General features: G+C 52.4%; 14 protein-coding genes and 1 other annotated feature. Of the genes, 12 read left to right on the top strand and 2 right to left on the bottom strand.

Features of this window, described 5'->3' with window-relative positions; translation table 11 throughout:
- The first annotated feature begins 25 nt into the window (after positions 1 to 25).
- From DWY25_RS02935 to DWY25_RS02985, 11 genes are all read left to right on the top strand, one after another.
- A complete protein-coding gene (locus DWY25_RS02935; protein WP_117893435.1) occupies positions 26 to 1,942 on the top strand; it encodes a serine hydrolase domain-containing protein in 1,917 nt (638 codons plus the stop codon).
- Positions 1,939 to 2,658 (top strand): phosphatase, encoded by a 720-nt coding sequence (locus DWY25_RS02940; protein WP_117893438.1) that lies wholly within the window; start codon positions 1,939 to 1,941, stop codon positions 2,656 to 2,658. The genes DWY25_RS02935 and DWY25_RS02940 overlap by 4 nt, the downstream gene beginning before the upstream one ends.
- A gap of 446 nt (positions 2,659 to 3,104) precedes the next feature.
- Positions 3,105 to 4,157 carry an Rpn family recombination-promoting nuclease/putative transposase gene (locus DWY25_RS02945; protein WP_117893441.1) on the top strand — a complete coding sequence of 351 codons (1,053 nt, stop codon included), beginning with the start codon at positions 3,105 to 3,107 and terminating at the stop codon, positions 4,155 to 4,157.
- A 124-nt stretch (positions 4,158 to 4,281) separates the two neighbouring features.
- Complete coding sequence (locus tag DWY25_RS02950; RefSeq protein ID WP_117893444.1) at positions 4,282 to 5,088, top strand: IS1096 element passenger TnpR family protein; 807 nt, start codon at positions 4,282 to 4,284, stop codon at positions 5,086 to 5,088.
- A gap of 75 nt (positions 5,089 to 5,163) precedes the next feature.
- Positions 5,164 to 5,412: a binding site (T-box leader), on the top strand.
- Between the two features lie 38 nt (positions 5,413 to 5,450).
- Positions 5,451 to 6,491, top strand: coding sequence for a methionine ABC transporter ATP-binding protein (locus tag DWY25_RS02955; RefSeq protein ID WP_039864305.1), 1,041 nt, complete (start codon positions 5,451 to 5,453; stop codon positions 6,489 to 6,491).
- Positions 6,476 to 7,147 (top strand): methionine ABC transporter permease, encoded by a 672-nt coding sequence (locus DWY25_RS02960; RefSeq protein WP_006058987.1) that lies wholly within the window; start codon positions 6,476 to 6,478, stop codon positions 7,145 to 7,147. Before DWY25_RS02955 ends, DWY25_RS02960 begins: the two co-directional genes overlap by 16 nt.
- Before the next feature lie 13 nt (positions 7,148 to 7,160).
- Positions 7,161 to 7,988 carry a MetQ/NlpA family ABC transporter substrate-binding protein gene (locus DWY25_RS02965; protein WP_006058988.1) on the top strand — a complete coding sequence of 276 codons (828 nt, stop codon included), beginning with the start codon at positions 7,161 to 7,163 and terminating at the stop codon, positions 7,986 to 7,988.
- Positions 7,989 to 8,336: 348 nt separating this feature from the next.
- Complete coding sequence (locus DWY25_RS02970) at positions 8,337 to 9,185, top strand: MetQ/NlpA family ABC transporter substrate-binding protein (protein ID WP_083787582.1); 849 nt, start codon at positions 8,337 to 8,339, stop codon at positions 9,183 to 9,185.
- 218 nt (positions 9,186 to 9,403) lie between these two features.
- Positions 9,404 to 10,507, top strand: a complete 1,104-nt coding sequence (locus DWY25_RS02975) for a GGDEF domain-containing protein (protein ID WP_117893451.1) — start codon at positions 9,404 to 9,406, stop codon at positions 10,505 to 10,507.
- A 140-nt stretch (positions 10,508 to 10,647) separates the two neighbouring features.
- On the top strand, positions 10,648 to 10,812 hold the full coding sequence (locus DWY25_RS18080; protein ID WP_420809860.1) for an NUDIX domain-containing protein: 165 nt from the start codon (positions 10,648 to 10,650) through the stop codon (positions 10,810 to 10,812).
- Positions 10,813 to 11,177: 365 nt separating this feature from the next.
- Positions 11,178 to 12,779, top strand: coding sequence for an amidohydrolase (locus tag DWY25_RS02985; protein ID WP_181981662.1), 1,602 nt, complete (start codon positions 11,178 to 11,180; stop codon positions 12,777 to 12,779).
- A 143-nt stretch (positions 12,780 to 12,922) separates the two neighbouring features.
- On the opposite strand, the gene DWY25_RS02990 is transcribed toward DWY25_RS02985, so the two are convergent.
- A complete protein-coding gene (locus tag DWY25_RS02990; RefSeq protein ID WP_181981663.1) occupies positions 12,923 to 13,540 on the bottom strand; it encodes a DUF47 domain-containing protein in 618 nt (205 codons plus the stop codon).
- A gap of 14 nt (positions 13,541 to 13,554) precedes the next feature.
- On the bottom strand, positions 13,555 to 14,607 hold the full coding sequence (locus DWY25_RS02995) for an inorganic phosphate transporter (protein WP_117893462.1): 1,053 nt from the start codon (positions 14,605 to 14,607) through the stop codon (positions 13,555 to 13,557).
- Between the two features lie 238 nt (positions 14,608 to 14,845).
- Between DWY25_RS02995 and DWY25_RS03000 the strand changes: the two genes are divergently transcribed.
- Positions 14,846 to 15,634: a zinc dependent phospholipase C family protein gene (locus tag DWY25_RS03000; RefSeq protein ID WP_117893465.1), complete on the top strand. Its 789-nt coding sequence runs from the start codon at positions 14,846 to 14,848 to the stop codon at positions 15,632 to 15,634.
- The last annotated feature ends 4 nt before the right edge of the window (positions 15,635 to 15,638 follow it).

Raw genomic sequence — 15,638 nt, forward strand, 5'->3', positions numbered from 1 at the left:
AAAATAGAAAAAGAGGAGGAACTCAATGGAAAATCAAAAGCTGGACGCTTTGTGCGAAGCCTTTTTCACCGAGCATCAGGTCCGTGCGATGGATGTCGCGATCTTTCAGCAGGGATCGGAAATTTACCATTACCGCAGCGGCCGGACGGCGTCGAAGGGCGCGAAGATCACGGAAAAAACGATGTTTTCAATCGGCTCCATCAGCAAGATGTTCACCACGGCGGCCGTGATGATGCTGGTGCAGGAAGGCAAGCTGTCGCTTGATGAGCCGATCGTGAAAAAACTGCCGATGTTCAAGATGCCGGATGCCCGATATAAGAATATTACGGTCCGGATGCTGCTGAATCACAGCAGCGGACTGCCGGGCAACTGCTTTAAGGGAAAATATACGAACGCCCGCAACCGCAATCACCTGAAGGAAGAAATTGAATACGCGGCGCAGAGCCGGCTGAAGGATCAGCCGGGAAAGTTCAGCGTTTACTGCAACGACGGGTTTTCCCTGGCGGAGCTGTTAGTCGAGGTGGTCAGCGGTCAGAGCTATTCCTCCTTTATTTACGAGAAGATTCTCGAGCCGTTAGGCATGGAGCATACTGATTTCCCAATCCATGAAATCATGGACGGCAAATACATCAAAGCGAAATCACCGTTTGATCTCGACTTCCCGCAGGAATATGTCAACGGCATCGGATCCGGCGGGATTTACAGCACGGCCGCGGATTTATGCCGTTTCTTAGACGCCCTGCGTGAAGGCAGACTGGTTGATGAAGCGGGTCTGACGGAAATGAATCGCGATCAACAGCCGAAAGAGCTGGTCGTTGCGGACAATACGACGGAACGCTATGGTCTGGGCTGGGACTGCGTGTCGATGCGGTTGTTTGAGGGCTTTGGCAAACAGGCGTTGTGCAAGTCCGGCTCGACGTTCGGCTTCAATTCCCATTCGCTGATCATCCCAGATTGTCAGCTGAGCGCCGCGGTTGTCCTGTGTACGGATAAGGGCAGCGCTTCAAAGCTCAATCAGGCGCTGGTCTATGAAATTCTCAAGGCTCAGGGCTGCGCGTTCGAAGCGACGCCGCTGCCGGCATTGAAAACCGTCGTGCATCCGGTGGAAATTACCGGTTTGTACGGCAATAAGGATCAGATCGTGCGGGCCCGCTTTGAACATGGCGATCTGACGCTGGAGATTCGCGAAGCCCAGGGCGGCTGGCGGCCGGAAGTTTCCGGCTTGCAGGAAGATCACGGCTGGTTTGCGGGGCAGCCCGGCACGTCGGTCTTCGGCATGGCTGATTTGAAAATTGGATTTGTGCCGCAGGGCGACGAGCTGTATCTTGTTTATCAGATGCCGGGCAGCGTCGCGGCGGAACAGGCTGAGCGGCAGGTTTTCCTGCAGAAGCTCAAGCCGTCCGGCAAGGTAAGCGGCTGGAAGAATCTGACGGATAAGACGTGGATCATGGATAACGAATATCTGCAGCAGCGCACGCTGGGCAACGTCCCGATGACCTTTACCGTACAGATGGAAAAGGGCTACGACGACCTGCTTTTAGCGCCGTATCCGCTGCGCATCCTCAACGATTATGAAGCGGTGCCGGCGATTGAGATTCCGGGCAACTATTCGCGCGAAATGTCGAGTGTTTTATGGCTGGCGGATGGTTCGATTCAAAACGGCCAGTACCACTATGTTCTCTCTGAAAACCTGCCGTCATTGGACGTGCGGGAAATGACGCTGCGCGATCCGCTGATTCATTGGTATATCGGTGCCGCGCCGATCGACACACTGAAAATTGACGGGATTGCCCGCGTTGTCGTCCTGGACGAAAACGGTCAGGTGGAATTTGACAGTCAGCTGTCCAGCTGCCTGCCGGCTTCGCTGCGCGGCAAACGGATCGGTTTCTTCGGCGAACTGAACAGTAAGATCAGCCTGCAGTATCTGGAGGAAAACGCATGATTTACCTCGATCTGCATACGCATACCGTCGTCAGCGGACACGCGTACAGCACGCTGAACGAGAACATTGCCGCAGCCAGGGAACACGGCCTAACGATTTACGGCGTCAGCGATCACACGCCGAAGATGCCGGGTTCCACGCATCTGTTTTATTTCCGCAACCTTCATGTCGTCCCTGAATTCGTCCAGGGAATCCGCGTGCTTAAAGGAGCGGAGCTGAATGTGTTGGATGTCGAAGGGCATGTCGATCTGGACGAAAGCACGCTGAAAATGCTTGACTACGCGATCGCATCCCTGCACGTTCCATGCTTCGGCACCGAGCATACGGAAGCGGAAAACACGCAGGCGATGATCAACGCCGTGCAGAATCCCTATGTCAAGATTCTGGGGCATCCGGACGATTCCCGCTATCCGATCGATCAGGAAGCGGTCGTTCTGGCATGCAAGGCGACCCATACGTTAGTCGAGGTCAACAATTCCTCGATGAATCCGAAAAGCTCGCGCGTCGGCGGCCGGGAAAATATACTTGGGATGCTGCGGTATTGCAAGCAGCATGGCGTGCCGGTCCTGTTTGGCAGCGACGCGCATTACTGTGACGCGATCGGCCGGTTCCAGCGGTGTGAGGAAGTCTGCGCGGCTGCGGAGTTTCCAGCTTCGCTGATCGTGAATTCCAATCCGGAACTGATTTTTGAATATTTTAATCTAAAAGTTGAATGAACGGTTGGTAATGCCAGTAAATTAAGCGTTTGATTAAATAAGAAAAATGTATTTATGAAATCGATTCCCTTCAAGGCGGGGGTCGATTTTTTTCTGTTCTGATTTCATTAGTTTCCATAGATGGCAAATTTATCTTTTCGCAGCCCGGATGAAGTCAGACGTGTTGAAGATCGGACTTAAGCTTATCTTTTCTTGTTTCGGCTGGAAATTGGGGGATAAGAAAAATCAGATGTTTAATTTGTGCGCTAAAGGAAAGAAACGAATAAGCTGCTGATTAAACAACGCAAATTTTTTTGTTTTCAAGATCCTTTCCAGGGATTTGGAATTCAAATTGAAAATAGTTACAAATAATTTTGCGATTTTGTCGAAAAAAAGTGAATTTTCATGAAAAAGAGGAAGGCTTTTTTGAAATTACCGCAATATTAACAAGTAGAGGGGGTGGGTGAATGTCCATCGATCTACGAGAACGGAAAAAACTAAAGAAAAGAACGATTTCTTTAATGGACGACTGGGTCTTTAAAGCGGTGATCGGCGATCCTGAAGATGAGGTCTGTCTGTCGAGTTTTTTTCATGCGATTGATCCTGATTTTAGAAAAGTACGGTTGTTGCCCGGTGAGAAAAAAGCAGGGCATCCTGACGACAAAGCAATTCGTTATGATATCTGCGGCGTGATCAACGAGAAGATTTATTTTGATCTGGAAATCCAGCGAAACGGGAATCCCGAGGAACAGGGAATCCGCATTGTTTTCTATTTATCGCGGCTGCTTTCCGGGCAGAGAACAAAGGGAAAGGATTATCGGGAGCTGCGGCCGGTGCGCGTGATCATGATCACGAATTCCCGCTTTTTTGACGATCCGGAAGTGAGCAGCGATGTGTTTTATTTAGTCGGAGAGAAAACAGGAAGAACCTTGACAAAACACATTCAAGTGAGTATTATTGAATTAGCAGGAGTGGAACGCTTACAGCGGATTCCAGTCCAGGATTTAACGCCGCTGGACCGGTGGCGCATCGTATTAAAATTCGCCGGTGATCCGGACAAAGCGGCGTGGATTCAAGCGATCATGGCGATCGACGAAGGATGCAGAAGGGCGGTGGAGAAAATGATGGAGATTCCGATGAGTATGATCGAGTACATGTGGGAAACAAAGCGGCTGGACAGAGAAATGATGCGGAATTCAGAGATCCGTGAGGAACGGGAACGAGCCGTGAAGAAAGCCAGAGAACGAGCTTTAAAACAAGGGAAGGATCAAGGCGTACTGTTGAATCTTGTAACAATTGTACTGAAAAAAGCGAAGAAGGGAATGCGGGCCGCTGAAATAGCGGACATGTTAGAGGAAGAAGAAGCTCGCATTCAAACGATTCTGAAAATTAAAGAAGAACATCCGGATTACACGGAGGAGCAGATTGCAATGAAGATGATCAGTGAGTCTGTCTATCCGGCAACACTGCGAAACAAAGAGAGGCTTAATGAAGAAAACGGAAAATTTCCACTTGCATGAGGTCAAATCCGTATAGAGGGGCAATCATCTATCTGCAAACCAGAATTCTGGTCTATCATTTTTCTGATTGCCTGTGTTAAACTTAAAGCAAAAGAACCGGGTTATCTAAAAAAGGAGAAAAAATATGATCCAACAACTTATTGATCAACATCTCAGCGCAATAACAGCTCAGATCCGAGCAAAGTACCCGTCTGAAATGGAAAGCTATGCAAAGCGGCTTATAAACTTAGGAATGGATGCGGATCAGGTCGAGGAGGATATGCAGGCCGTTTTAAGAACCTTGGTCATGAGCAACGAGTCGGTTTCCGATGAAGAATTTTTCTGTATTTTAAATCTGTTCCCGGATTATGAGCAATTCGGCAAGCAGACTATCGAATTTAAAATTACGCTGGAGGGAACAAAAAGCTGGCGCAAAGTTCGTCTGCCGGCAATTCTCAGTTTAACGGAGCTGGCCTATGCAGCGATCGCAGCTTTTCATGGAATGGGCGGACATTTGTTTACGCTTAAGTTGAATGACAAACAATATTCCCCATTTGAATTTGAACTGGGGGATTATGAGAATTCCAGCCAGGTTTTGCTTTGCCATCTGGGACTCAAAGAAAAATCGAAGATCGAGATTGACTATGATCTAGGCGCAGGCTGGGGTTTTAACTGTGTAGTCACCAAGCTTGACTGTGAGGATGAGCCTCTGTTAGAGCCGGAGCTGATCAGCGGGAAAGGCTACAATTTGTGGGAAGACAACCGCGAATATCTCGAGTTCTTGATTGAAGATCCGAAAATCAAAGTGCAGGACTGGGAAGGACGTTTCCGTCAGGTAGGAAAGATCGCGAAGGAAGAAGGCATTACCCAGTTTGACGCGGAGGACTGCGATGAATTTCCGTTGGAGATGGAGGTCCTCCGGGAGATTTACAACCCGGCCAATAAAGATTAAACAGGGCGGTTTTGCGCGAAAAATTGAAAAAAGGGTTGACTCTGAAAAAAGAGTGAACTATAATCAGGTACATAAACAAAGGCTTTGAAAAGAATAGTAACTCCGATGGAAACTTGACAGAGAGCCCGGGCGCTGAAAAAGGGCAGTGAAAATCGTTGTGAAAATGGTCTTGGAGCTGCATACCGAGGGAAACTTAGGCTATGACGGATTCACCCGTTAACGTGATACGGTATAACGTTATTCAACGCGTACCGGAAGAGGCAGAACGCGCAAGCGGACTGCGAATTAAGGTGGTAACACGGGAAATCAACTCTCGTCCTTGTTGGGGACGGGAGTTTTTATTTTAAGGAAGGAAGAAGAACATGATAGAACTGGTCGGAGTCAATAAAACCTTTACGACGAAGGACCTGAACGTCGAGGCGTGCAAGGATGTTAACCTGAAAATCGAAGACGGGGATATCTTCGGCATCATCGGATTTTCCGGCGCAGGGAAATCGACGCTGGTCCGCTGTATCAACCTGCTGGAGCGGCCGACCTCCGGCAAGGTGCTGATCGACGGTGTCGATATCACCCAGCTGAAGGAAGCAGAGCTGCGCAAGATCCGCAAGAAGATCGGGATGATCTTCCAGCATTTCAATCTGATGCGTTCGCGCACGGTCTATCAGAATATTGCTTATCCGCTAAAAGGAAGCAAGCTGACCAAAGCGCAGATTGACAAAAAGGTCAAGGATCTGTTGGAACTGGTCGGGCTGAGCGAGAAGCTGAACGCTTATCCCTCAGAGCTGTCCGGCGGACAGAAGCAGCGGGTCGCAATCGCGCGGGCGTTGGCCAACGATCCAAAAGTGCTGTTGTGCGACGAAGCGACCAGCGCGCTGGATCCGCAGACGACCTCCAGCATTCTCAAGCTGCTGAAGGAAGTCAATCAGAAGCTGGGCATCACGATCGTCCTGATCACGCACGAAATGGCGGTTATCAAGGAAATCTGTAACCGCGTCGCGGTCATGGAGCTGGGCAAGGTCGTCGAAACCGGCAACATCCTGGATATCTTCTCGCATCCGAAAGCGCAGATGACGATCGATTTCATCAATTCCACCAATCCGATCACCAAGATCTATGAGCTGATCGACAACGGTGCGGAAATCGTGCGGCTGCATAAAGGCCAGCGGTTATTGAAGCTGACGTATGGCGCTGAGGAAACCAAGGAAGCGCTGATTTCGCAGCTGTCCAAGAAATACGACGTTGTGTGCAACATTGTGTTCGGTAACGTCGAGGTGATCCAGCAGGCCGCGCTGGGCAGTCTGATCGTCATGCTGGAAGGCAGCGAAGACGCGATGCGCAAGGCGGAAGCTGAATTAAAGCATTACAACATTGAAGTGGAGGTGCTGAAATGCTGGAACAATTAATTCCCAACGTGATGGTGAAGATCCCCAAACTGATCCAGAGCATCCTGGAAACCTTCCAGATGATGGGCTGGTCGGGATCGATCTCGTTTGTACTCGGACTGTTCTTCGGCGTTGTACTGATCGTTACCCGCAAGGAAGGCATCATGGAATGTCATCCGGTCTATTGGGTTCTTGATAAAATTATCAATATCCTGCGTTCGATTCCGTTCATCATCTTAGTCCCGGCAACCTTGTTTCTCTCGCGGGCGATCATGGGCACGGGCATCGGCGTCAAAGGCGCGATCATCCCGCTGATCATCGGCACGGTGCCGTTCTTCTCCCGCCAGATTGAACTGGCGCTGGCGGAGGTTGACGGCGGCCTGATCGAAGCGGCGCAGGCGATGGGCGATTCGCCGTTACAAATCATCTTCCGGGTCTATCTGAAAGAGTCGATTCCTGCGATTGCCCGGGCAACCACGATTACGTTCATCTCGCTGATCGGGCTGACCGCGATGGCCGGCGTTGTCGGCGCGGGCGGGTTAGGCGATTTCGCAATCCGCTACGGACATCAGCGCAGCGAACCGGACGTCATCTGGGTCACGATCCTGATTATTTTGATTCTCGTAACGATCGCGCAGGCGATCGGCGACGTGATCATAAAGAAAACAACACATTAAGGGGGAACTGAAAATGAAAAAACTACTCTGCTGCATTCTGGCTGCGCTGGTCTTAACCGGCTGCAGCGCCGCACCGAAAGAAAACAACACGACGCCGGAAGGCTCTGAGGCCCGCACTGTCAAGGTCGGCGTCATCGGCGAAAACAACGAATACTGGCAGCCGATCATCGACGAAATGGCGAAGGACAACGTCACGATCGAATTTGTCACCTTCAGCGATTACGCGATGGTCAACAAAGCCTTGGCGGCCGGCGATATTGATATCGACAGCTTTCAGCACTACGCCTACTTTGATAAGGACTGCGAAGCCAACGGCTACGACCTGACGGCGATCGGTGAAACGGTGCTGGCTCCGTTAAGCCTGTATTCCAAGAAGATTGCCGGTATTGACGAAATCAAAGACGGCGATAAGATTGCGATCGCTTCCGACGTAACCAACGGCGGCCGCGCGATCAAGTTGCTGGAAAGCCTGGGCTTCATCGAAGTCGATCCGGAAAAGGGCTATACGCCGTCTGTCACCGACATTACGAAATACAACGTCAACATTGAAATTATTGAAATTGAAGCGAATACGATCCCAAGCATTCTGCCGGATGTGACCGCGGGCTTCATCAACGGCACAATCGCGATCGACTCCGGTCTGTCTCCAAACAAGGATTCGATCTTCATGGAATCGGTTCAGGAAGGCTCGGATAACCCGTATATCAACATCATCGCCGCCCGTACCGCAGATAAGGACGACGCGGTTTACAAGAAGATCTGCGAGTTATTCCAGACTGACGCCGTTGCTCAGATCATTAACGATCAGTATGACGGCGCGCTGATTCCGGCTTGGAAATAAGCGCAATTAACTTCGACAAATCAGATTCCAATCAAAATTTAATCGAAAAGGCAGTGCGCAGAAGAGTACCGCGGAACCAACTGAAAAAGCGATCGGCAGAGGGTGAAAGGCCGAAGGGAAGTCCGTGGGAAGATGATCTGCAAGCCGCGGCTGTGAGCTGGATACGTCCAGGTGAGCGGCCGACGGGTTCGCCCGTTACCGCGAACACGGTTCTTCTCTGCAGGACAGAGAACGACCGGATGAGGCTGAGTCAGCGATGGCTTGGTAAAGAAAGGTGGTAACACGGAGGCTTCCGTCCTTTTTCGAGGATGGGAGTCTTTTGTTATAAATGAGAAGGAGAAAATGAAGATGAAAACAACGTTAAAACATTTAAGTGTTCTGTTAGCCTGCGCCGGCTTGATCGCCGGCTGCTCCACAAAACCGGCGGCGCAGCCGTCCGCCGCGCCCCAGGATCAAACCAGCACAGAGAAAACTGTGATCACGATCGGGGCCTCAACCTCCCCGCACGCTGAAATTCTGGAATATGCCCAGCCGTATTTAGAAGAAAAGGGCTACACGCTGAAAATCGTGGAATTCTCAGATTATGTTACGCCGAACACCGCGCTGGAACAGGGCGATCTGGATGCGAATTATTTCCAGCATTATCCTTATCTGGAGCAGTTCAATGAGGATCACGGCACGCATCTGGTCACAGCCGGGGGCATCCATTTTGAACCGTTAGGCATCTATGCCGGTAAGTCGAAGGCTTTATCGGCGATCGAACAGGGCGGCTGCAGCTTTGCCGTGCCGAACGACGGCACCAATGAAGCGCGGGCTTTGCAGCTGTTGGAAAGCCTGGGTTATATCAAGCTGAAAGACGGTGTGGGCTTGAAGGCGACGCCGGTGGATATCGTCGAGAATCCGTATAACGTCAGCATTGTGGAGATCGACGCTTCGCTGGTGGCCCAGACCAAAGATGACGTGGACTTTGCGATTGTCAACGGCAACTATGCGCTGGATGCCAAGATCACCGATCTGCTTCTGACCTCGGAACAATCGGATTCCGAAGGAGCGAAGACGTATGCGAATATTATCGCCGTTCGCGAAGGCGAGGAAAACAGCGATAAAACAAAAGCCCTGATCGACGTTCTGACCAGTGATGAAGTCCGCAGCTATATCAGCGAGCACTACAACGGACTGGTGGTTCCCGTCGAATAAATCGTTCGGCTGCCGGTTTAAAACCGGCAGTTTTTTCGATGTTTGCAGAAACCGCGGCTTTCAGACAGACGAGGCAGGCTGATGACAAGCTGATCACCGGTCAGCCATTCATCGGCAAGGCGGAATTTTTGGTCCGAAACGGGAAGAAACCAGGAAATTTCTTGAGGGCGGACAGCGGAGTGTGCTAAACTTAGAAAGAAAGACAGGAGGGCCCAGGCGTGGAAGAAAAACAAGTTCTGGCCGAGATTCAGAAGCAGGAACGCCAGCTCTCGACGTATTGGCGGAGTCTGCACTGGCACGTGTGCGCGGTACTGGCCGCAGGGACTGCCGCCGCGGAGATTTTATTGTTTTTTGTGTTGGACGCCGCGTCGTTAATCAGCTGTTCCGTACCGGTCTACTTAATTCGGTATATTGCGGTTCCCAGCCTGATCAACGGGGCGTTGGTATGGGGCTGCCGGTGGCTGATCCGGACACGGGATTGGGAAGAAACAAAAAAAGACGGCATCGTGTCGCTGACGATGACGTTATTGTGTTTTGTGATTACGATCATCCATGGGGCGTTTAGTTCCGTTTATATGATGTTTGTGCTGCCGACCCTGTTAACGACGGTATATGAGCGCAAACAGCTGACCGTCGTGACGGCTCTGACCGGGATGGTGCTGTGCGGCCTGAGCGCGTTTATGCCGTCCTGGGATCCGGATAAGATTGTTACCGCCTATTATTTCAGCGATATTCTGATTTGTCTGATGGTGCAGGCCGGGACGCTGGCCGCTTGTTGGGAATTGCTGGAATTTCAGGACCGCCGCCGACAGATCAGCCGGCGGCGGGATGCTGAGCGGATTTCCCTGCAGCGGGAAGTCAGCTATGACGCCTTGACCGGGGTTGGCAGCCGGATGGCGCTGAACCGGTGTTTTGAGGAATTGGAAACAGCCCAGGACTATGCGTTAGTCTTGCTGGATCTTGACGATTTCAAGCAGATCAACGATCAGCTCGGCCATCTTATCGGCGATGAAGTATTGCGTCAGGTCGGGCAGCTGCTGAACAACGATTCAGAACGCATGCGCGCTTACCGGTTCGGCGGCGACGAATTCTGCGTGGTGTTGAAACAGCCGCAAAGCGATGAAGCGGAGAGGTGTATGCGGCAGCTGCAGGAACAGTTCAGCCAACGGATGAGGGAGCTATTTCCGAAGTTTCCAATGACGATCAGCCTCGGGATTCATCACCAACAGGGCGGCGAATCCGCCTTGCAGTGCTTCCGGCATGCGGATGAGGCGTTGTATAAAGCGAAAAAACAAGGTAAAAATCAACTTGCTTCCAATTAACGGAAACGAATATAGAAAAATGTGGGATTGTTATCCCTGGGATCGGCAAAAGTTTGGCCACGAACCTCGCCCGGAGAACCGGGGACGGAAGGTGAATATCATCGGGGCGTGGAAATCTGGGTGAATGGCAGGAGGAGCTGCTGCGGACACAGCTTCATCCCGATAAACCCTATGGATTAGTATGGGAGATGAACGGCGGTTCGGTGCTGGCTGGTGAAATAAGCTGGAAAGGCGCTTGCCGCGAACTGCGCGAGGAAGCCGGTTTGCGGTGCGCAAGGTTACGCGAAAAATGCTTTTACAAATGATTACTTAGGGCGAAGGGATACCCCAAGTCGGGCTGCAATTTCAGCGGATTACGGAAAAATTATGAACCTGGAAACATCGAATTGAATGAATGAAACAAAATGTAAGAAAATGAAAGAAATTAAAGGAACGCCTGATTTATGACGCTTTCTTCTTACACGGATGATTGACTTTTTTTACAGGATTGTGTATCATTACTTCATTGATAAACATTGGCTTATCAATCAGTGATTTAGAATCGCCAACAACTCTTGGTGGGGCTCACTGCATTCCTGTTTGAAGGAAAGAAATTGGAATCAGAGGTTGGGGGACCGCTGATTTTTTTCTGCGATGATCCGTTGCCATGGCGGCGAAAAGGAGAAAGAGAATGCGAACGATTTTACGAAATGCGAAAATCTGGCTGGGCGGCGATCAATTTGCCAGCGCTGTGCTCTTTGATTCATCGCAAATCCTGGCGGTCGGCACCGACGCGCAGGTGGAAGCGCAGCGTCAAAACGGTGATCAGATCATCGACGTGCAGGGCCGGCTGGTCCTGCCGGGATTGTGCGACACGCATCTGCATTGTTACAATAAGGGCTGCACGCTGCAGAACATTGATCTGCAGGATGTTTCCTCGATCGAGGAGATCGTCAGCCGCAGCCGGGAATATATTCAGGCGCATCCGGATTCCAGCGTGATTCACGGCCGGGGCTGGAATCATGATTATTTTGCGGAAGGCCGGATCTTAAACCGCGCGGATCTGGATCGCATCAGCACACGCGTACCGGTGGTTCTGACACGGGCCTGCGGGCATATTGCCTGCGTAAACACATGCGCCTTGCAGCGGCTGGGATTCACCGGGGCGATCGTCCAGCCCGAGGATGGTCAGATTGACGTTGACGAACAGGGCTGTCCGACCGGAATCTTCCGGGAAAACGCGATGCTGCTGTTAAAACCGCTGGATCCGCCGCTTACGGTCACTCAGATCAAGGAACGGCTGGCTCTGGCGCTGGCCGCGGCGGCTCGGGCAGGGCTGACGACTGTGCATTCCAACGACGTCACCAGTGAAAATCTGGATCTGATGCTTGAAGCCTACCGTCAGCTGCGTGCGGAAGACCGGATGCCGGTACGGGTCGTTCTGCAGTGTACGCTGACTGATCCGGAATCGTTAATGCGCTATCTTGAAATCAAGGAACAAACGCCATCGGACGAGGTACTGGTGTTCGGCCCGCTGAAATTGTTGACCGACGGCTCGCTGGGGGCGCGGACAGCCTGGATGCGTCAGCCGTATGCCGACGATCCTTCGACACGGGGGATCGCGACGATGACCCGCGCGCAGCTGGACGAGCTGGTGTCACTGGCGCATGCCCATGGACTGCAATGCGTCTGCCACGCCATCGGCGACGCGGCGATTGAAATGGTGCTCGACACCTTTGAAAACGTGAACCGGACGAGTCCGGATAATCCGCTGCGGCATGGGATCGTGCATTGCCAGATCACCGATTCCGCGTTGATCGACCGGTTTGCCTCCACACACACCGCGGCGCTGGTGCAGCCGATCTTCCTGCACTATGATCAACATATCGTCGAACAGCGGGTGGGAACTGAACTGGCGCAGACTTCCTATGCGTTCCGTTCATTAGCTGAGCGCGGCGTGGCGGTTTCGTTCGGCACGGATTGTCCGGTAGAGGATCTCAATCCATTTGCGAATCTGTATTGCGCCGTTACCCGTAAGGATCTGCATCATCCTGAAGCGAGCGGCTACCGCCCGGAAGAAGCGTTTAGTCTGGAAGCGGCGCTGCGCTGCATGACGGAGACCGCAGCCTGGCAAAGCTTTGAGGAAGGCCGCAAGGGCGTGATTCAGATTGGGGCTTTGCCGGACTTTACGATCTGCGATCAGGACGTGTTTGCGCTGGCGCCGCAGAAGCTGAAGGATGTTCGCAGCTGGATGACGATCTGTCAGGGTAAAGTCCGGTGGCAGGCGGAATAATTCCAATTACTTAAGATAAAGAATTTGCGAGTTCACATCAGTTGTGCAAGCTGAAAAAGCAGTGTCAAGCCGGCGTTTAAATGACGATCAAGATCACAAGAAAAAGACTCAGTTTCCAGCAACAGGGAGACTGAGTCTTTTCTCTATGAATTATTGAGCACCGCGCGACCCAGCGCTTTCGCTACATCCTCGCAGCGGTCGCAGCATTTCTCCAGCCGCTCATAAATTTCCATCCACACCATGATCGCCAGCGGATCCTGCGGCGTGGCGAACAATTCGTGCATCGTTTCGGCATACAGCCGGTCGCCGTCTTCCTCCAGTTCGTTAACCCGTCGGATCAAGCCTTCCAGCGCCGTGGATTTCTTGAAATGCCGGAATTCCTCAAGCGCCTGCTGCAGGGTGCGGATGCATTCGATAATTAAGGCACAGAATGGCAGCGCCGGCGGATCGATCTGCGGGATGTTATACATATACAGACGGATCACAACGTCCTCGATCGCGTCGGTCAGATCGTCGAGTACGTCGGACAGCTCCATGATGTCCTCGCGCTCGATCGGCGGCAGAAATTCGCGGATCAGCTGATCGGTCAGCTGATGCTTCAGCGTATCCGCGCTGTGCTCCACGGCATGAATCTGCGCCATCCGCTCCTTAAGCGCGGCCGGGTCATACGTTTCCAGCATTTCCTTCAATAACTCCCCGGCGGATAACGAATGCCGGCCCATTTCCTGAAACGCGTTGAAATAATCAAATTGTTTGCCCATAATGACTCCTTTCATTAAAAGAGAATAAAGAACAGCTTGGCCATCAGAAAGCCGATCAATCCGCATCCCGGAAAGGTCAGGATCCAGGTCATCACCATTTCCCGGACGACGCCCCAGTTGACGTTGGACAGCCGCCGCGCCGCTCCGACACCCATGATCGCCGTCGTCTTGGTGTGGGTTGTGCTGACCGGAACCCCGGTTAGCGAGGAAAACAACAGGCACAGCGCCGCCGCGGTATCCGCTGCGAAGCCCTGATATTTTTCCAGCCGGACCATGTCCATGCCGACGGATTTGATGATCCGGTAGCCGCCGATGCTGGTGCCTAAACCCATGATGGCGGAACAAAGAATCATCAGCCACAGCGGGATCACGAAGGTTTCGACATGTACCTGACCCTGCGCGAGAAAGACGCCCAGCAGGAAAACACCCATGAATTTCTGACCATCCTGCGCTCCGTGCATGAAGGCCATCGCCGCCCCGCCGCCGATCTGCGCATAACGGAAAAACGAATTCGTGCGCCGGCGGTCCATTCTGCGGCACAGGGTTTCGACCAGCTTCACGCACAGCCAGCCAAGCGCGAAGCCCAGGATTGTCGAGAGGACCAGCCCATAGAGAACCTTGATCCATTCCGCGCCGTTAATCCCGTCCAAACCACCGTGCAGGGCGATCGCCGCCCCCGACAGCCCGGCGATCAGCGCGTGGCTTTCGCTGGTTGGAATACCGTATTTCCACGCCAGCACCGCCCAGCTGACAATCGCGAACAACGCGGCGCACAGCGCGATGAGCGCCTGCTGGGGATCAGAGCCGAAATCTGCGATGTTGTAAATCGTTTCGGCTACGGTAGCGTTGACCATCGTCATAAACAGCACACCCAGAAAATTAAAGAACGCGGCCATCAGCACCGCGCTGCGGGCCGACATCGAACGGGTTGATACACAGGTCGCGATGGCGTTGGGCGCGTCCGTCCAGCCGTTGACCAGAATTACGCCGATCGTTAAGATCACGGTGATCAACAACGGCACACTGCGGGTCAGCTGCTGAAGAAAATCAATCAACGAAATGCTCATCCTGCGCTCCTCCTTTCTTATTTGTTTTCATTGTAGCATTTCCGCAGCCTCCGGAACAGAAAAACTTCTGGGTCAAACCAAACAGATCACAGGTCATGTCAAAAAGGCGGCCGGGATTCGATGCGGGAACAGTTAGATCGTATTCAATGTTCGATTTTCGGCATGATTCACAGAAAAGAAACAGTGCCGGCCGGCGATCCATGGTATAATAAGGTCGAAAAATGTCAGGGGGAGAAGTATGCCGGCAACTTATACACATGCCGTTTACGGCCGTCAGGTTCTGGATCAGCTGGAGCCTGCGCTGCGCGAGCGGATCAATCCGCATTTAGCTTGTTACAACATCGGTCTGCATGGACCCGATCTGCTTTTCTTTTATAAACCGCTGAGTCAGGCGCCGATCAAAAAGCGCGGCTATGCGATGCACCATGAACCCGGCCGCCCGTTCTTTGAAAACGCCCGTACTTTAATCCGTCAGAGCCCGGACCCCGAGGCAGCGCTGGCGTATATTCTTGGTTTTATCAACCACTTTGTGCTGGACAGCCTGAACCATCCGGCGATCTTCGCCTTTCAGGAAGAATCCGGTCTGAGTCACAGTGAGATCGAGTCGGAATGGGACCGGGCGCTGATGGTTGCGCAGGGTAAGGATCCGATCCGCACGCGCTCAACAGAGCATCTGGCGATTTCGCCGGCGTGCTGCCAGGTGATCGCGCCGTTTTTTGACGTCCGTCCGCGGGATATCGAACAATCGCTCAAGACGATGACCGGCTTGCTGGATCTGTTTGTCGCTCCCGGCGCGGCAAAGCGCAGTCTCATCCTCGGGGTGATGGGGCTGGTCGGGGTCCGTAAGAGCGAAGGCGGCCTGATCATCAACCGCGAGCCGAATCCGCGCTGCACTGATTTTATCCAGCAGCGAATGGCGGGGATGGATGAAGCCGCAGAATTGTCCGTGCGCTTGATCCACGAATACATCGCAACGCTGAACACGTCTGAGCCGCTGGATCCGTGGTATGACGAAGACTACGAGTAGAGGA

Origin of the sequence: Holdemania filiformis (assembly GCF_003459085.1) — a bacterium.
GTDB classification, from domain to species: domain Bacteria; phylum Bacillota_I; class Bacilli_A; order Erysipelotrichales; family Erysipelotrichaceae; genus Holdemania; species Holdemania filiformis.